14 protein-coding genes and 1 pseudogene are annotated in these 16,780 nt (G+C 71.9%); 10 read left to right on the top strand and 5 right to left on the bottom strand.

What is annotated here, in order from left to right; translation table 11 throughout:
* Nucleotides 1-54 precede the first annotated feature (54 nt).
* Nucleotides 55-312 carry a hypothetical protein gene (locus CP981_RS37660; protein WP_167536024.1) on the bottom strand — a complete coding sequence of 86 codons (258 nt, stop codon included), beginning with the start codon at nucleotides 310-312 and terminating at the stop codon, nucleotides 55-57.
* Here CP981_RS37660 and CP981_RS11365 point away from each other — a divergent pair.
* The 6 genes and pseudogenes from CP981_RS11365 to CP981_RS11340 form a co-directional block, all read left to right on the top strand.
* A pseudogene (locus tag CP981_RS11365) lies at nucleotides 211-522 on the top strand (sialidase family protein); the annotation flags it as partial. The gene CP981_RS37660 and the pseudogene CP981_RS11365 overlap by 102 nt on opposite strands.
* The gene (locus CP981_RS11360; RefSeq protein WP_085928343.1) at nucleotides 519-1,844 is read left to right on the top strand and encodes an ABC transporter substrate-binding protein; all 1,326 of its coding nucleotides are present in this window, start codon (nucleotides 519-521) and stop codon (nucleotides 1,842-1,844) included. The pseudogene CP981_RS11365 and the gene CP981_RS11360, both read left to right, overlap by 4 nt.
* On the top strand, nucleotides 1,841-2,842 hold the full coding sequence (locus CP981_RS11355) for a carbohydrate ABC transporter permease (RefSeq protein ID WP_244329616.1): 1,002 nt from the start codon (nucleotides 1,841-1,843) through the stop codon (nucleotides 2,840-2,842). Before CP981_RS11360 ends, CP981_RS11355 begins: the two co-directional genes overlap by 4 nt.
* Entirely contained in the window at nucleotides 2,839-3,687 is an 849-nt protein-coding gene (locus CP981_RS11350; protein ID WP_085928342.1) for a carbohydrate ABC transporter permease, read from the top strand. Before CP981_RS11355 ends, CP981_RS11350 begins: the two co-directional genes overlap by 4 nt.
* Nucleotides 3,688-3,811: 124 nt before the next feature.
* On the top strand, nucleotides 3,812-4,543 hold the full coding sequence (gene npdG / locus CP981_RS11345; protein WP_085928363.1) for an NADPH-dependent F420 reductase: 732 nt from the start codon (nucleotides 3,812-3,814) through the stop codon (nucleotides 4,541-4,543).
* 84 nt (nucleotides 4,544-4,627) lie between these two features.
* On the top strand, nucleotides 4,628-4,837 hold the full coding sequence (locus CP981_RS11340; RefSeq protein WP_042154130.1) for a hypothetical protein: 210 nt from the start codon (nucleotides 4,628-4,630) through the stop codon (nucleotides 4,835-4,837).
* Between the two features lie 140 nt (nucleotides 4,838-4,977).
* Here CP981_RS11340 and CP981_RS11335 read toward each other — a convergent pair whose 3' ends face one another.
* Nucleotides 4,978-5,784: a site-2 protease family protein gene (locus CP981_RS11335; RefSeq protein WP_085928737.1), complete on the bottom strand. Its 807-nt coding sequence runs from the start codon at nucleotides 5,782-5,784 to the stop codon at nucleotides 4,978-4,980.
* 172 nt (nucleotides 5,785-5,956) lie between these two features.
* On the opposite strand from CP981_RS11335, the gene CP981_RS11330 reads away from it, so the two are divergent.
* On the top strand, nucleotides 5,957-9,595 hold the full coding sequence (locus CP981_RS11330; protein ID WP_167536083.1) for an AfsR/SARP family transcriptional regulator: 3,639 nt from the start codon (nucleotides 5,957-5,959) through the stop codon (nucleotides 9,593-9,595).
* A gap of 52 nt (nucleotides 9,596-9,647) precedes the next feature.
* Here the strand turns inward: CP981_RS11330 and CP981_RS11325 are convergent, their stop codons facing one another.
* The 3 genes from CP981_RS11325 to panB form a co-directional block, all read right to left on the bottom strand.
* Nucleotides 9,648-10,478: an ABC transporter permease gene (locus tag CP981_RS11325; protein ID WP_085928724.1), complete on the bottom strand. Its 831-nt coding sequence runs from the start codon at nucleotides 10,476-10,478 to the stop codon at nucleotides 9,648-9,650.
* Nucleotides 10,475-11,503, bottom strand: a complete 1,029-nt coding sequence (locus CP981_RS11320; protein WP_085928723.1) for an ATP-binding cassette domain-containing protein — start codon at nucleotides 11,501-11,503, stop codon at nucleotides 10,475-10,477. Before CP981_RS11320 ends, CP981_RS11325 begins: the two co-directional genes overlap by 4 nt.
* 555 nt (nucleotides 11,504-12,058) lie before the next feature.
* Nucleotides 12,059-12,919: a 3-methyl-2-oxobutanoate hydroxymethyltransferase gene (panB, locus tag CP981_RS11315; protein ID WP_085928407.1), complete on the bottom strand. Its 861-nt coding sequence runs from the start codon at nucleotides 12,917-12,919 to the stop codon at nucleotides 12,059-12,061.
* Between the two features lie 191 nt (nucleotides 12,920-13,110).
* Here panB and CP981_RS11310 point away from each other — a divergent pair, with 191 nt between their 5' ends.
* The 3 genes from CP981_RS11310 (at nucleotide 13,111) to CP981_RS11300 (ending at nucleotide 16,690) form a co-directional block, all read left to right on the top strand.
* Nucleotides 13,111-14,730 (top strand): MFS transporter, encoded by a 1,620-nt coding sequence (locus tag CP981_RS11310; RefSeq protein ID WP_085928408.1) that lies wholly within the window; start codon nucleotides 13,111-13,113, stop codon nucleotides 14,728-14,730.
* A complete protein-coding gene (locus CP981_RS11305) occupies nucleotides 14,727-15,386 on the top strand; it encodes a TetR/AcrR family transcriptional regulator (protein ID WP_085928406.1) in 660 nt (219 codons plus the stop codon). The genes CP981_RS11310 and CP981_RS11305 overlap by 4 nt, the downstream gene beginning before the upstream one ends.
* Nucleotides 15,387-15,685: 299 nt before the next feature.
* Nucleotides 15,686-16,690, top strand: a complete 1,005-nt coding sequence (locus tag CP981_RS11300) for an endonuclease/exonuclease/phosphatase family protein (RefSeq protein ID WP_371874150.1) — start codon at nucleotides 15,686-15,688, stop codon at nucleotides 16,688-16,690.
* The last annotated feature ends 90 nt before the right edge of the window (nucleotides 16,691-16,780 follow it).

Here is a 16,780-nt window from a genome sequence, read left to right as displayed (position 1 = left end):
CGTCTTGACGGCCAGTTGGGCACTCCCTATGGTCACCGCAGGACGAGGGACATCCTACGTCCTTGCCCATTGGGGGTGACCCATGGCGTACGAGAGATCGGTGCCGTACCGGGCCGGGACCGAGGGGTACACCAGCTTCCGGATCCCCGCCGTGGTCCGGGCGTGCTCCGGGGACCTCTTTGCCTTCGCCGAGGGCCGGGTCTCCTCGGCCGCCGACTCCGGCCGCAGGCCGGGCTCACCGGACCCGCCGTCCAGGGCGGCGCACTGCCCCTCGGCGACCGCGGCGGGCTGCTGTTCTCCGGGCCGGCGCACCCGTCGGCCCGCGCCCTGATGACCCTGCGCGCCGGCCGCGACGGCGGGCTGACCTGGCGGACCGCGCACACCGTCACCGGGCTCCCGGCCGCCTGCTCCGACCTCGTCCGCCTCGACCGCGACAGCGTCGGACTGCGCTACGAGACGGGCGATTTCAGCGCCTACTCGACGATCACCTTCCGCCGCATCCCCGTGGAGGAGCCGACATGACCAGCAACCCCCTGCACCGCAGAACGGTCCTGGGCGGGGCGGCCGCCCTCGCCGCCGGCTTCGCGCTCGCCGGCTGCGGCGACGACGGCGACGGCCGGGCGCCCCAGGAGCGCAAGAAGGGCCAGCGGATCAGCCTGACCTTCTGGTCCTGGGTGCCGGGCATCGACAAGCCCGTCGACCTGTGGAACCGCAAGAACCCGGACGTCCAGGTCACGGTCGAGAAGGTGTCGGCCGTCAACGGCCAGCAGTACGCGAAGATGCACGCCGCCATCAAGGCCGGCAACCCGCCCGACCTCGGCCAGATCGAATTCCCGGTCCTCCCCAGCTTCCTCCTCGACAACGGTCTGCTGGACCTCGCCCCGCTCGGCGCCGCCCGTCACAAGGGCAAGTTCTCCGGCTGGCAGTGGCAGCAGTCCGTCTTCGGCAAGAGCCTCTACGCCATCCCGCAGGCCTCCGGGCCGATGGGCCTGTTCCTGCGCCAGGACCTGTTCGACAAGTGGGACGTGCCGACCCCGCGGACCTGGGACGAGTACGAGAGCGCCGCCAAGGCCGTCCGCCGGAAGGGCGCCTGGATCGAGACCTTCGCGCCCACCAACGGCAACCGCTTCGCCGGCCTCGCCTGGCAGGCCGGCGCCAAGTGGTACGGGACGCACGGCGACACCTGGATCGTGCACCTCGACGACGAACCCACCCGCCGGGTCGCCGACTACTGGGAGTCCCTGGTCCGGCAGAAGCTCGTCAAGACCATTCCGGACCGGCAGAACGCCTGGTACAAGGATCTGCAAACCGGCGCCATCCCCGCCTGGGTGGGCGCCAGTTGGGGCGACGCCCTGCTGGTCGGCAACGCGCCCGGCACCAAGGGCAAGTGGCGGGCCGCACCGCTGCCCCAGTGGAAGGCGGGCGAGCAGGCCTTCGCCAACTGGGGCGGCTCCACCACCGCCGTCTTCGCCAAGGCCCGCTACCCCAAGGACGCCCTCGACTTCGCCGTCTGGCTCAACACCGACCCGGAGTCGGTCAAGCTGCTGATCGACGGCGGCTACGGCTTCCCCAGCGCCAAGACCGGCTACGCCACCACCGACCTAGACGTCGACAAGGACTTCTTCGGCGGCCAGGCGTACAGCAAGGTCTTCGCCGACGCCGGTGCGCATGTCGACACCAGCTGGCGGTGGGGACCCGGCGTGGACACCCTCTACCAGCGGCTCGGCGACGCCTTCACCGACGCGCTCGCCGACGGCAGCTCCTTCCGCTCGGTCCTGACCAAGGTGCAGCGCCAGACCCTCGCCGACCTCAAGGGCAAAGGTCTGAAGGTGGCGAGCGGATGAACCGGGAGGTGCTGAGCCGGGACACCCCGAGCCGGCCGGCGGCGGTCACCCCGCGGCCGGCCCGCCGCAACCGCCGCGGCCCCCGGCGCCGCGCCTCCCGCGCCGGGGCCCGCAACGCCCGCGCCACGGCCGCGTTCACGCTGCCCTTCTTCGCCCTCTTCGGCCTCTGCTTCCTCGCCCCCATCGGCTACGCCCTCCACCAGAGCCTGTTCACGACCGAACGGACCGGCCCGCTCGGCCTCGGCGGCCAGGAACGCGAGGTGTTCGCGGGCCTCGCCAACTACGCGCACGCGCTCGCCGACGACCGGTTCCTGACCGGCTTCGGCCGGGTGCTGCTCTTCGGCGCCGTCCAGATCCCGCTGATGATCGTGCTCGCCACCGCCCTGGCCCTGCTGCTGGAGAGCGCGAGCGCCCGCGCCGTCCCCTTCTTCCGCAGCGCCTTCTTCCTGCCGTACGGCGTGCCCGGCGTGATCGCCTCGATCCTGTGGGGCTTCCTGTACGTCCCGGGCATCAGCCCGCTGGTGAAGATCGCCGGTGCCGTGGGCTGGGACCTCGACTTCCTCTCCCGCGGCACCGTCCTGTGGTCCATCGCCAACATCGTCACCTGGCAGTTCACCGGCTACAACATGCTGGTGCTGATCGCCCAGCTCAAGGCCGTACCGGGGGAGTTGTACGAGGCCGCCCGGATCGACGGGGCGAACGCCTGGCAGGTCGCCCGGCACATCAAACTCCCGCTGATCCGGCCGGCGCTGGTCCTCACCGGTGTCTTCAGCATCATCGGCACCCTCCAGCTCTTCGCCGAACCCATGGTGCTGCGCCCGCTGGCCTCCGCCATCGACTCCGGCTTCACCCCCAACCTGCACGCCTACAGCGAGGCGTTCGTCGGCAACAACCAGCACGCCGCGGCGGCCGAGGCGGTCCTGCTCGCGCTGGTGGCGTGCGTACTGTCCTTCGGCTTTCTGCGGCTGGCCGGCGGACGCGCGAAGGAGCACGGATGACCCGGCCCCCCGTCCGCTACCGGATCATCACCGCCTCCCTGCTGACCGTCGCCGCGCTCTACTTCCTCGTCCCCGTCTACTGGCTGGCCGTCTCCGCCACCAAGAACAGCGCCGACCTCTTCGGCACCTTCGGCTTCTGGTTCTCCGGCCATCCGCGCCCCGTCGAGTACCTCGTCGACGTCCTCACCTACGACCACGGCACCTACGCCCGCTGGTTCGCCAACTCCCTCTTCTACGCCGGGGCCGGCGCGGTCTGCGCCACCCTGCTGTCCGCCGCGGCCGGCTATGCGCTGGCGAAGTTCCCGTTCCGCGGCCGGGAGGCGCTGTTCAACGTGGTGCTCGCCGGGGTGCTGATCCCCGGCACGGCACTGGCCCTGCCGCTCTACTTCCTCTTCAGCGCGATCGGCCTGGCCAACACCTACTGGGCGGTGCTGATCCCCAGCATGGTCAGCCCGTTCGGCGTCTATCTGTGCCGGATCTACGCGGCCGCCGCGGTCCCCGACTCGCTGCTGGAGGCGGCCCGGCTCGACGGCGCGGGCGAGGCCCGGATCTTCGGCGGGCTCGGGCTGCGGCTGATGACCCCCGCGCTGGTCACCGTCTTCCTCTTCCAGTTCGTCCACATCTGGAACAACTACTTCCTGCCGCTGGTGATGCTCTCGGACTCCGGCCTCTACCCGATCCAGCTGGGCCTGACCTCCTGGACCGGCTACGCCGACCGCCAACCGGTGCTCTACCAGTACACGGTGGGCGGCGCGTTCCTGTCCGTGGTGCCGCTGATGGTGCTGATGACGGTGCTCCAGCGGTACTGGCGCACGGGGCTGACGGAGAGGAGCGTGAAGGCGTGAGGGGGCGGGGGGAGGAGGGATGACGGTGCGGGCATGAAGGAGCACAGCGACGGATGACGGTATGGGCCGGATCGCTGTCGAGGGCATGACCGGCCGGCCGTCGGCGCGTGACAGTATCGCTGTCATGACTACTCCTGACGCTTCCCGGTCCCCGAACGCCGCGACCCGTGCGAAGGCCGCCCTGAAGCGCGACCCCTGGGACCTCCCGGACGTCTCCGGTCTGGTGGTCGGCGTCCTCGGCGGCACCGGCGACCAGGGCCGCGGCCTGGCCTACCGGCTGGCCAGGGCCGGCCAGAAGGTGATCATCGGCTCCCGGGCCGCCGAGCGCGCGGAGACCGCCGCCGCGGAGCTCGGCCTGGGCATCGAGGGCGCGGAGAACGCCGACTGCGCCCGGCGCAGCGATGTCGTGATCGTCGCGGTGCCCTGGGAGGGCCATGCCAAGACCCTCCAGGCGCTCCGCGACGAGCTGGACGGCAAGCTCGTCATCGACTGCGTCAACCCGCTCGGCTTCGACAAGAAGGGCGCCTACGCGCTCAAGCCGGAGGAGGGCAGCGCCGCCGAGCAGGCCGCGGCCCTGCTGCCCGGGGCCCGGGTCACCGCCGCGTTCCACCATCTGTCCGCGGTGCTGCTCCAGGACCCGGAGGTCGAGCAGATCGACACCGATGTGATGGTGCTCGGCGAATCCCGCGCCGACACCGATGTGGTGCAGGCGCTGGCCGCCCGTATCCCCGGTATGCGCGGCGTCTTCGCCGGCCGGCTGCGCAACGCCCACCAGGTCGAGTCGCTGGTCGCCAACCTGATCTCGGTCAACCGCCGCTACAAGGCCCACGCGGGGCTGCGGGTCACGGACGTCTGAGGGGGAGGAGGGGGAGGGGGCGGGGGAAGCGCGGGCATGGGGGACACTGGGGAGGTCCGACCACTCCCGACAGGAGCCGCCCCCATGTCCCTCTTGCCCCCGCCCGGCCCGGCCCGGCGACTCGCCCTGATGGCCCTCGCCGTGTGCGTCCTCTCCGTGGCCGCGGCGGTCGTCGCCTTCGTGGAGGGCAGCTTCGTCGGCGTCGTCTGGATCCTGCTGGCGGGCATCTCCAGCAACATGGCGTGGTTCTACCTCCGCAAGGCGAAGATCCAGCGGTCCGGGGCGGCCGGCTGACGTCCGACGGCCCGTGCCGTCGCGCAGCCGCCGCGAGCCGCCGGAAGCGTCACTCCTGACGCCGAGCCGTCGGCGCCCCCGCTGAGCGGCCGGAGCAGTCGCCCTGACGCCTGGCCGTCAGCGCTGCCGCCGCCCACCCGTCAGAACAGGCCGCCGGTCTGCGGGAGCTGCGGTGCGCCCTGCCAGAAGCGGAAGTACTCCTGGCCGATGTAGGTCTCCAGCTGTGAGACGCCGAGCCCGCGCAGGATCGCGTCGACCAGGTCGAAGAAGACCCGGTTGACCTCCGGCACCCACAGGAAGACGAAGACCGCCAGCAGTCCGAACGGCGCGAACGGCTCCACCTGCCGCCGTACCTTCCGTGACAGCCAGGGTTCGAGCACGCCGTAGCCGTCCAGCCCCGGCACCGGCAGGAAGTTCAAGATCGCCGCGGTCACCTGGAGCAGGGCCAGGAAGGCCAGCGCGTAGCGGAACACGGCCGGTACGCCCGACAGCGCATGCAGCCAGAACGGCGCCGTGCACACCGCCGCGAACAGGATGTTCGTCAGCGGCCCGGCCGCCGAGATCAGGCTGTGCCGCCAGCGCCCCTTGATCCGGCCGCGCTCGATGAACACCGCACCGCCCGGCAGTCCGATCCCGCCCATGATCACGAAAATCACCGGCAGCACGATGCTCAGCAGCGCATGGGTGTATTTCAGCGGGTTCAGGGTGAGATAGCCCTTCGCCTCCACCGAGATGTCGCCGCTGTGCAGCGCGGTGCGCGCGTGGGCGTACTCGTGCAGACACAGCGAGACCACCCAGCCGGACACCACGAAGGAGAACACCGCGACGCCGGTGTAGTCCCCGAGCGTCCCGCTCCACACGGCCCACCCCGACACCGCCATGACGGCGGCAAGCGCGAGGAAGACCGGGCTGACGCGACGGTCGGCGCGCCGGATTGCTGTGGTCATGGTGCGGGCTCCCGGGTTCTGGTGAGGGGCAGCCATGACCGTAACCGCGGCAGGGCGCGCGGCGCACGGCCCCCGCGGAACTGCTGCGTCCGCGGGCCCCTCCTCCCGGTCCCCGTGCCCCGAAAACGAAAGGCGATACCTGCCGGCTTCCGCCTTGCACGACAATGGGCCGGTGCATTACGGAATTCTCGGCACCACCCAGGCAGGACGGGCCGACGGCACCCCCGTCGCGCTCGGTGGCGCACGCCTGCGCGCGCTGCTCGCCGCCCTCGCGCTGCGACCCGGCCGGGCGCTGTCCCCGGAGTTGCTGATCGGCGACATCTGGGGCGCGGACCCGCCCGCCGACGCGGCCGGTGCACTCCAGGCACTGGTCGGCCGGCTGCGCCGCGCCCTGGGCCATGCCGAGATCGCTTCGGTGGACGGCGGCTACCGGCTGTGCGCCGAGCCCGACGCCGTCGATCTGCACCGCTTCGAACGCCTCGCGGCGGAGGGCGGCCGGGCGCTGGCCGACGCGGATCCGGCCCGGGCCGCCGCCCTGCTCGATGACGCCCTGGCGCTCTGGCGCGGCCCGGTCCTCGCCGATCTCCCGGACGCGGGTGTCGAGGTGGCCCGTGCCGAGCGCCGCCGGCTGGACGCCCAGTGCACCCGCCTCGCCGCCGATCTCGCCCTCGGCCGGGCCGCCCAGGCGCTGCCCACCCTCCTCGCGCTGTGCGCGGACCACCCCCTCGACGAGCCCCTCCAGGCCCTGCGGCTGCACGCCCTGCGCGCCGCCGGCCGCACCGCGGAGGCTCTGGCGGCCTACGAGGAGATACGCATCGGCCTCGCCGACCGCCTCGGCGCCGACCCGGGCCCGGAACTGCGCACCCTGCACGCGGAGCTGCTCCGGCCCCCGCCATCGCATCCGCCGACGAACCCCCCGCCGCCGCTGATATCCGGCGCTCCGGCCCCCGCACCCACCGGCCCCGCCCCGCATGGCGCGGGCCTCGGCACGTCGTACGGCACGACCCCTTCGTACGGCACGACCACGTCGTACGGCACCGGCACCGCCACCGCGTACGGCATCGGAACCCCCCAACCCGGGCCCCACGGCACCGGGAACCACAGCACAGGGCCCCACAATTCCGGGCACCACCACACCGAGACCCACCACACCGAGACCCACCACACCGGGAACCCCGACACCGCGACCACCGACCACCCCAGGGCCCCCCACCCGCACCCGCACCCCCACCCGCACCCCCACCCGCACCCGCACCCCCGCCCCGGCAACCTCCGGCCCCGGCTCACCTCCTTCGTCGGGCGGGACGCCGATCTGGCGGCGATCCGCGACGGTCTGGCCGCGCACCGGCTGGTGACGCTGCTGGGCCCCGGTGGCGCCGGGAAGACCCGGCTGTCGCAGGAGGGCGCCGAGACCGCCGCGGCCGCCTCGCCGGAGGCCTGGCCGCACGGCGTATGGCTGGCCGAGCTGGCGCCGGTGGACGATCCGCAGACCGTGCCCGAGGCGGTGCTGACCGCGCTCGGCGCCCGCGAGACCGTCGTCCGCGGCACCACCGCGGAGGGGCTGCGCGCCGCCGCCGACCCGACGGCGCTGGACCCGCTCGCCCGGCTCGCCGAGCACTGCGCGGGACGCCGGATGCTGCTCGTCCTCGACAACTGTGAGCATGTGATCGACGCCGCGGCCGGGCTCGCCGAGCGGCTGCTGGCCGACTGCCCCGGGGTGACGGTGCTGGCCACCAGCCGGGAGCCGCTGGCCGTACCGGGCGAGGTGCTGCGGCCGGTCGAGCCACTGCCCGACCCGGTCGCGCTGCGGCTGCTCGCCGACCGCGGGGCCGCCGCCCGCCCCGGCTTCCGGATCGAGGACGACCGGGCGGCCTGCGCCGAGATCTGCCGTCGGCTGGACGGGCTGCCGCTCGCCATCGAACTCGCCGCCGCCCGGCTGCGGATGCTCTCGCCGCGGCAGCTGGCCGACCGCCTCGACGACCGGTTCCGGCTGCTGACCAGCGGCAGCCGGACGTTGCTGCCCCGGCAGCAGACGCTGCGCGCCGTCGTGGACTGGTCCTGGGAACTGACCGATGAGCCCGAACGGGCCGTGCTGCGGCGGCTGTCCGTCTTTGCCGGCGGGTGTGATCTGGCCGCCGCGGAGGAGGTGTGCGCGGGTGACGGGGTCGACGGACGCGAGGTGGCCGGGCTGCTCGGCTCGCTGATCGACAAGTCGCTGGTGGTGGCGGCGCCGGCCGGTGAGGACGGCGGCGGCGGGGAGATGCGCTACCGGCTGCTGGAGACGGTGGGGGAGTACGCCGGCGAGCGGCTGGACGAGGCGGGGGAGCGCGCCGGTGCCGAGCGCCGCCACCTCGTCGCCTACCGCGAACTGGCCCGTACCACCGACCCGTTGCTGCGCGGGCCCGGCCAGCGCGCCGGTATGGAGCGGCTGGAGCTGGAGCACGACAATCTGCGGACCGCGCTGCGCCGCGCCCTGGCCGCCGGGGACGAGCACGAGGCGCTGTGCCTGGTGCTGTCCCTCCAGTGGTTCTGGTCGCTGCGGGACCACCGCAGCGATGCCCGGCACTGGGCGACCGCGGCCGCAGCCCTCGGCCCCAACCCCTTTGCCGCGCCTGCCGAACCCGCCCCCGACCTGCACGAGAGCCCCATCGACAGACCGCCGCCGATGGCTCCCGAGCAGCTGCTGGAGGCCCGCCGTGAGGTCCGGCTGGTCGCGCTCGCCAGCATGGACAGCGATATCGCGGCACTGCGCGATCCGGTGCTGAAGGAGGAGCTGGCGGGGATGCTCACCGCCTACCGCACCGGCATGCCGCAGACCTGCAAGGTGCCCGGCGCGATGTGGTTCTACGCGGTGGTGGTCACCGGGCGGGTCGACGAGCTGGCGGAGCTGGTCGACGGCGCGGTGCGGGCCTGCCGCGACTTCGGCTACGAGTGGGAGCTGGGCTACATCCTCCAGCTGCGCTCCAAGGTCTTCAACGACCATCCCGGCGGGCTGGGGCAGGCGGCCCGTGATGCCGACGAGGCGCTGCGGCTCTTCCTCCGGATCGGTGACGCCTGGGGCGCGGCCGAGGCGCTGTCGGGGCGCGGCGAGAGCCATGAGAAGCGAGGTGCGTACGGGGCGGCGGCGGACGACTACCGGGCGGCGATGGTGCATGCCGAGGATCTGGGCGCACACGGCCAGATCCTGCTGCTGCGCTGCCGGCTGGGTGCGGTGCTGATCGAGGACGGCCAGGCGGAGGCCGGGGAGCGGATGCTGCGCGAGGTGCTGGCCGACGCCGCGAAGGGCAACAGCGGCCGGGACACCGAGCCGTTCGCGCGGCTGACCCTCGCGACGTGGCTGACGGCGACGGGGCGCTTCCAGGAGGCTCGGGCCGAACTCAGCCGCGTCCATGAGCTGTTCAGCCCGCGCGCCCCCGACCTGTTCGCCGGGATGCTCCAGGCCCTGCTGATCTCGCTGGATGTGGACGAGGGGCACCGGGAGGGACTGCTGCCGAGGTTCCGGCAGGCCATGGAGCTGATGCAGGACTCCATGGCGCGGATGGTCGCACCGGACCTTCCGGTGGTACAACTCCTCACCGGTGCACGGGTGTTGATGGCCGAACGCGGCTATGCGGCGGGTGGGGACGCGGCGCGTCTGGTGGGTGCGTACGACGCGCTGCGGGCGGACGGCCAGGTGCCGCCGCGGATCATCCGCCGGGACCGGGCCCGTACCGAGGCGGCGGCGCGGGCACTGCTGGGCGATTCGGCGTATGCCCGGGCGTACGCCGAAGGCAGTGGCCTCTCGCTCGGGGAGGCCACCGCCCTCATCTGACGCGAGCCGGGCGAAGGGCCGTCCCGCGGGGAGGTCCCCCGCGGGACGCGCGTCAGGTCTTCGTGCGGAACTTCCGCACCGCGAGCGGCATGGTGACCGCCGTGATGGCGACCGCCCAGCCGAGCGTGACCAGCGTCGGGTGGGCCACCGCGCCCTCGCCGTTGACCAGTGCACGGGCCGCGTCCGCCAGGTTGGAGACCGGATTGACCTTGGTGAAGCCCTCCAGCCAGCCGGGCATCGACGTCGGCGGCGCGAAGATCGACGAGCCGAACTGGAGCGGCATCAGCACCACCATCGCCATGCCCTGGACCGCTTGCGGGGTCTTCACGGCGAGCCCCAGCAGGATGAAGATCCACATCAGGGCCGCACCGAAGACCGTGGACAGCGCGATCGCCCCGGCGAACTCCACTATGCTGCCGCGGATTTCCAGGCCCAGCAGAAAGCCCATGCCGAGCAGGATCGCGGTGGCGACCAGCATCCGGCCGATCTCGACGACGATCTTGGCTATCAGGACCGAGGACCGGGCGATGGGCATCGTCCGGAAACGGTCCATCACCCCCTTGCGGAAGTCCTCGTTGACGCCCGTGCCCACCGCCATGGCGATGTTCATGCCCATCATCGCCATCATGCCGGGCACCAGGCGCTGAATGTATTCCTGCTGGTTGTCCTTGCCGGCGATGGCGCCACCGAAGACGTAGGTGAACAGCAGGATGAAAATGACCGGCATCAGCAGGACGTCGAACATCGACTCCGGGTCCTGCTTGATCTGGAGGGCGTTGCGGCGCACCAGGGCGCCGATGTGCCGCAGATTGGCGCGGAGCCCGATCCGGCCCTCGTCGGCGCCGGGCTTGGCGAGCGGCGCCGTCATCGTCGCGGCAGTCATGCCGACACCTCCGCGTACTGCTGGTCCATGTCGTCCTCGGATATGTCGGCCCGGGAGGTCTTCTGGCCGGTGATGGCCAGGAACACCTCGTCCAGGCTGGGCAGATGGGTGCTGATCCCGGCGAGCGTGAAGCCCTGCCGGCTGAGCAGACCGACCACCTCGGTCAGCTGCTCATCGCTGATGATCGGCACGTTGACCACACCCCCGTGGTGGTCAGCGGTGGCGCCCGCGATGCCGTCCAGTCCGGCCTGCTCGATGGCGGTGACCATCCGGCCGAGCTCGCTGTCGTCCGACGGCCGGATCTGCAGCGTCCGCCCGCCGACCTTCGCCTTCAGCTCGTCGACCCGGCCCTCGGCGATCACCCGGCCGCGGTCGATCACCGTCAGCTCGTTCGCCAGCTGCTCGGCCTCTTCCATGTACTGGGTGGTCAGCAGCACCGTCGCGCCCTCGCGCACCATCCGCTGGACCTCCTCCCAGACCTCGTTACGGGTACGGGGGTCCAGCCCGGTGGTCGGCTCGTCCAGGAAGAGCACCGCCGGCCGGCCGATCATCGAAGCGGCCAGGTCGAGCCGGCGGCGCATACCGCCGGAGTACTTGGCGGCGGGCCGCTTTGCGGCATCGGTCAGCGAGAACCGCTCCAGCATCTCGTCCGCGCGCCGGCGGGCGTCCTTGCGGGACAGATCGAGCAGCCGCCCGATCATGTAAAGGTTCTCCCAGCCGGAGAGCTTCTCGTCGACCGAGGCGTACTGCCCGGTCAGGCCGATCGTGCGGCGCAGCGCGCGCGGCTGGCGCACCACATCGAACCCGGCCACCACCGCGCGGCCGGCGTCCGGCACCACGAGGGTGGACAGGCAGCGCACCAGCGTCGTCTTCCCGGCACCGTTGGGGCCGAGCACCCCGAGCACGGTGCCTTCCTTCACGTTCAGGTCCACCCCGTCAACGGCCTTCACCGCGCCGAAGTGCTTGACCAGCCCGCGCACCTCCACGGCGTTGCCGCCCTTGGCGGATATCGTCTGTCGCGTCATGTGAACAAGGTGCCAGCGGCCACCGACACCTTGCCGATATGTCTCCGACAGGGCCTTCCCACGTTGTCGGCTGTCCCGTCGTGTGGGACCTCGCCGTTTCGCTGCGCTTTGCCCTGGCCGACGTTTTCGGCTTGCTCGCCGTTGCGCCTGGCGGCGGGCGGGTCCGCTGCGCGGGGCTGTCGGGGTGCGGTGACGGGCCTGCGCGGGTGGGGGTTTCCGGACTGCTTCGCTTTACGTCCGGAAACCCCCACCCGCTCCGACCCGTCCCCTCCCGTTGAGGGGTGGGAAAGACGGTCGGTGGGGGTGCATGTTGGTGGTCCGGTGCGCCTTGTCGTTCGCAGTGAACTGGCTACGAGTGGCCAGCCCCCACCTACCTGCACTCACTCTCCCAACGGGAGGGGACGGGCCGGAGGGGCCTGGTGTGTGGACGTAAAGCGAAGCAGTCCACACACCAGGCCCCGGAGGTCCGTCACCGCACCCACAAATCACCTGGCCCGCCGCAGGCGCAACGGCGAGAAACACCCACGGCGGGAAAGCCGAAAACGTGGGGCCGCCTTAGTGGAACGTATGGGCTTCGCCCGGAAAGGAACCCCCCACGACGTCCTCCGCGAACGCCTTGGCCGCCCCGCCGAGCAGCGCCCGCAGGTCCAGGTACTGCTTGACGAACTTCGGGACGCGGCCGGCGGTCATGCCGGCCATGTCGGTCCACACCAGGACCTGCGCGTCGCAGTCCAGGCCGGCGCCGATGCCGACGGTCGGGATGTAGAGCGAACGGGTGACCTCGGCGGCCAGCTCGGCCGGTACCGCCTCCAGGACGACCGCGAAGGCACCGGCGTCCTGTACCGCCTTGGCGTCGCGCAGCAGCTGCTGGGCGGCCTCTTCGCCGCGGCCCTGGACGGGGTAGCCGCCGAAGGCGTTGACGGACTGCGGGGTCAGGCCGACGTGCGCCATGACGGGGATGCCGGCGGAGACCAGCAGTTCCACCTGCTCGGCGGAGCGCTCACCGCCCTCCAGCTTGACGGCGCCCACACCGGCTTCCTTCACCAGCCGGGTGGCGCTGCGCAGCGCCTGCACCGGCCCTTCCTGGTACGCGCCGAACGGCAGGTCGCCGATGACCAGCGCGCGCTTGGTGCCCCGGACGACCGCCGCGGAGAGCAGGGTGATCTCGTCCATGGTGACCGGCACGGTGGATTCGTAGCCGAGATGGCAGTTGCCCATCGAGTCGCCGACGAGCAGGACGGGGATCCCGGCCTCGTCGAAGACCGAGGCGGTCATCGCGTCGTAGGCGGTGAGCATCGGCCACTTCTCGCCGCGCTCCTTGGCGGCGGCGATATCGCGGACGGTGACCCGGCGCGATCCGGTGCCTCCGTAGAGCGACTTGTCGACCGGCTTCTGGGCAGGCGAAAGCTGCGTCATGGTGACGGCTCCTGTTCATCATCTCGAGGCACCCTGACGGTGTCCCCGGACTCCCCTCCATGCTGGCACGGCCCGCGCACAAAGGAAAAGGGAGCGGGCGCAAGCCGGTCCGTTCACCCGGAGGAGGGGACGCGCCCGCACCTGGCTCCAATACGGAACGGGTCCGTATCGGAAGCCGTATGGTGCCCGGCATGGCCACCTCACCCCCCGCCCCGGACGCACCGCCGGCCCGCCAGGTCCCGGACCGCATCCACCGCCGCCGCTGGGCGATCCTGTCCACCCTCATGCTCAGCCTGCTGATCGTGGTGCTGGACAACTCGATCCTCAACGTCGCCATGAAGACGATCGCCACCCCGGCCCCCGCCGGCCTCGGCGCCACGCAGAGCGAGCTGGAGTGGGCGATCAACTCCTACACCCTGGTCTTCGCCGGTCTGCTGTTCACCGCGGGTCTGCTCGGCGACCGTGTCGGCCGTAAGAAAATCCTGCTCTTCGGGCTGGCCGTCTTCGGCGCCGGGTCGGTGCTGGCCGGGGTCTCCGGCTCGCCCGCCGAGCTGATCACCTTCCGGGCCGTGATGGGCCTGGGCGGCGCCTTCGTCATGCCGGCCACCCTCGCCATCCTGATGAACGTCTTCGAGCGGGACGAGCAGCCCCGGGCGATCGGTATCTGGGCGGGCGGGGTGGGCATCGCCATCGCGGTCGGCCCGATCGCCGGCGGGCTGCTGCTGGACCACTTCTGGTGGGGCTCGGTCTTCATGATCAACGCGCCGATCGTGCTGCTCTCGCTGGTCGCGATGGTGGTCCTGGTGCCCGACTCCAGGGACCCGCACCCGGGCCGGATGGACCCGTTCGGGGTGCTGCTGTCGGTCGTCGGGCTGGTCCTGCTGGTCTTCGGCATCATCAAGGGCGGTCAGCTCGCCGACTTCTCCGACCCGCAGGTGGTCGGCACGGTCGTCGGCGGACTGGTGGTGCTGACCGTCTTCGTGCTGCACCAGAAGCGCAGCAGCCATCCGTCCATCGACATCAGTTACTTCCGTACGCCCGCCTTCTCGGCCGCCATCGCCGCCATCGCGCTGGTCTTCTTCGCGCTGATGGGGGTCTCGTTCTTCGCCGTCTTCTACATCCAGAGCGTGCGCGGCTTCAGCCCGCTCCAGGCCGGGCTGCTGTTCCTGCCGCTGGCCGCCGCCCAGTTGCTCTTCGCATCGCGGGCCCGGCTCGCGGTGGACCGCTACGGCGCCCGCGCGGTGTGCACCTTCAGCATGCTCGTGGTGGCCGACACCATGCTGGGCCTGCTACTGCTGAACGAGGAGACCCCGATCTGGATCATGGAGGCGCTGCTCTTCCTCCAGGGCGCCGGGATGGCGCACATCATGCCGCCGGCCACCGTCGCGGTCATGCAGTCGCTGCCACGGGAGAAGGCCGGCTCCGCCTCGGCGCTCAACAATGTCTTCCGGCAGGTCGGCGGCACCCTGGGCGTCGCGGTCCTCGGCTCGCTGCTGTCGACGAGCTACCGCGACGGCATCGAGGACACCCTCGACGCGGTGCCGGGACTGCCGGCCGCCGCCCGGCACGCGGCCGGCGAATCCATCGAGGCGACCCTCGGTCTCGCGGACCGGATGGGCCCGGCCGGCCGGCCGCTGGCCGCCGCGGCCGATGACGCCTTCATCCACGCCATGCATGTCACCGCGCTCGGTTCGGCCGCCGTCGCGCTGGTCGGGGCGCTGGTGAGCGTGCTGTTCCTGCCGGGCAAAATGGGGCCGGCGCCGCAGGCGGCGGAGCCCCTGGAAGAGCGGAAGGCGGGCGCGGAGAGATGAGCCGGGCGGCGGAGGACCCCGAGGGCGCGGCAGCCGGGGGGCGGCCGGGCCCGGCGGCCCCCGCGGGCCGCGGCCGGCCGCGCAGCGCCGCCGCCGACTCCGCCATCATCGAGGCCGTACTGCGTCTGATCGAGGACGGGGCCTCCATAGGTGAGTTGTCCATGGAGGGCATCGCCCGCGCGGCGGGTGTCGGCAAGGCCACGGTCTACCGCCGCTGGTCCGGCAAGAGCGCTCTGCTGCTCGATGTGATGCGGTCCCTGGACGTTCCCGGCCCGCCGCCGGGCGGGGACTCCGTGCGCGACGATCTGGTCGCCCTGCTGGAGTTCCTGCGCCGCCGCGGACTCGCCAAGCGCGGCTCCGCGCTGCTGCGCACTCTCGTCAGTCATGTGCAGACGCAGCCGGAGCTGTGGGCGGAATATCACGACACGGTGGTACGGGCCCGCCGTGAGGCGCTGCTCGGGGTGCTGCGGCGCGGGGTGGCGAGCGGTGAGATCCGGGCCGACCGCGATCTGGAGATGCTCGCGGATCTCTTCGTCGGCCCGATGCTGTCCCGCGCGCTCCTCCATGAGTGGAAGGAACTGCCCGAGGGCCTCTCGGCGGATATCGTCGACACGGTGCTGGAAGGCGTACGGCCGACGGCGCACCCGGCGGGCTGAACGCCCCGGCACCCGTGCCGGGTTGTACGCCCCGTCAGCTCCCGTCGGAACGGCCGGGGAACCACTGGTGAACAGGCGAGGGCCCGCTGGGGGGAGACCGCCCGAAGCTCCGCCGTATGACCGGATCATGCCCGTTCTGTCACAGCCGAGGTCACAACCCCCGGGGCCGGAACCCGGACCCGTCACGGGGCCGTCCTCACTTCTAAGAAAGCCCATTACGGACCATCGCCTAGGGTCGGAGATCCAGGTGAGGCGCAGCGACGCAAGGTAGTGAGGACAGCGACATGGCGCAGGCATATATGACGGAGCCGGGACAGGGGCACACCCCCGGGCAGGCCGGTTCCCGGGCCGAACGCCTGCGGAACTGGTGGCGCCCCGAGGGCACCTGGCGGCGCGGCCTGGTGCTCGCGGTGCTGGCCATCCTGCTCGGGCTGCTGATGATTCTGCACGCGGAGGTGCCCAACACCCCCGGAAACTGGGGCAGTCTGCTGGAGACCTTCCTGCCGTGGGTGGGGCTGGGTATCCCGCTGCTGCTCATCGCCGCGGTGCTGCGCCGCTCGGCGAGCGCGCTGGTCGCCCTGGTGCTGCCGGTCTTCGTGTGGGTCAACCTCTTCGGCGGCCAGGTCACCGACAAGGCCGGTGAGGGCGGCAATCTCACCGTCCTCACGCACAACGTCAATGTGGCCAACCCCGATCCGGCGGGCACCGCCAAGGACCTCGTGGCGTCCGGCGCCGATGTGGTGGCCCTGGAGGAGCTCTCCGGCAACGCCCTGTCGACGTACCGTCAGGGGCTGGCGAAGGCGTATCCGTACCACACGATCGAGGGCACGGTCGGTCTGTGGAGCAAGCGTCCGCTGACCGACACCCGGCCGGTGGACACCAAGATGGGGTGGAACCGCGCGCTGCGCGCCACCGTCACCGCCGCCGACGGCCAGCAGGTCGCGGTGTACGTCGCCCACCTGCCGTCGGTGCGGGTCAACGCCGCGAAGGGCTTCACCGCCAACCGGCGCGACGCCAGTGTCGCGGCGCTGGGCGAGGCGATCGCCGCCGACCCGGTGAAGAAGGCCGTGCTGCTCGGCGATCTCAACGGCACCATGAACGACCGCTCGCTGGCCCCGGTCACCTCCCAGATGCGCTCCGCCCAGGGCGCCGCGGGTGACGGCTTCGGCTTCAGCTGGCCGGCGGCGTTCCCGATGGCCCGGATCGACCAGATCATGATGAAGGGGATGGACCCGGTCAAGGCCTGGGTGCTGCCCTCGACCGGCAGTGACCACCTTCCGGTCGCGGCGTCGGTGAAGATCTGACGGACGGCGGGGCGCGCGGCCGACGGAGAGCGGAAACGGGTTCGTCACGCCCCGTTCTCCGGGCGGAATACTGAGCCTGAGAGACTTTGT

The sequence above is a fragment of the Streptomyces platensis genome (genome assembly GCF_008704855.1).
GTDB lineage: Bacteria > Actinomycetota > Actinomycetes > Streptomycetales > Streptomycetaceae > Streptomyces > Streptomyces platensis.
Note: the sequence above shows the minus strand (reverse complement) of the source record. Positions and strands in the feature narration are given on the sequence as shown.

Excerpts from the sequence above, each read along its gene's own strand:
- CP981_RS11325 (WP_085928724.1), bottom strand. The coding sequence starts at position 10,478 with ATGACTGCCGCGACGATGACGGCGCCGCTCGCCAAGCCCGGCGCCGAC.
- npdG (WP_085928363.1), top strand. The coding sequence starts at position 3,812 with ATGACTACTCCTGACGCTTCCCGGTCCCCGAACGCCGCGACCCGTGCG.
- CP981_RS11360 (WP_085928343.1), top strand. The coding sequence starts at position 519 with ATGACCAGCAACCCCCTGCACCGCAGAACGGTCCTGGGCGGGGCGGCC.
- CP981_RS11355 (WP_244329616.1), top strand. The coding sequence starts at position 1,841 with ATGAACCGGGAGGTGCTGAGCCGGGACACCCCGAGCCGGCCGGCGGCG.
- panB (WP_085928407.1), bottom strand. The coding sequence starts at position 12,919 with ATGACGCAGCTTTCGCCTGCCCAGAAGCCGGTCGACAAGTCGCTCTAC.
- CP981_RS11335 (WP_085928737.1), bottom strand. The coding sequence starts at position 5,784 with ATGACCACAGCAATCCGGCGCGCCGACCGTCGCGTCAGCCCGGTCTTC.
- CP981_RS11320 (WP_085928723.1), bottom strand. The coding sequence starts at position 11,503 with ATGACGCGACAGACGATATCCGCCAAGGGCGGCAACGCCGTGGAGGTG.
- CP981_RS11350 (WP_085928342.1), top strand. The coding sequence starts at position 2,839 with ATGACCCGGCCCCCCGTCCGCTACCGGATCATCACCGCCTCCCTGCTG.
- CP981_RS11300 (WP_371874150.1), top strand. The coding sequence starts at position 15,686 with ATGACGGAGCCGGGACAGGGGCACACCCCCGGGCAGGCCGGTTCCCGG.
- CP981_RS11310 (WP_085928408.1), top strand. The coding sequence starts at position 13,111 with ATGGCCACCTCACCCCCCGCCCCGGACGCACCGCCGGCCCGCCAGGTC.
- CP981_RS11340 (WP_042154130.1), top strand. The coding sequence starts at position 4,628 with ATGTCCCTCTTGCCCCCGCCCGGCCCGGCCCGGCGACTCGCCCTGATG.
- CP981_RS11305 (WP_085928406.1), top strand. The coding sequence starts at position 14,727 with ATGAGCCGGGCGGCGGAGGACCCCGAGGGCGCGGCAGCCGGGGGGCGG.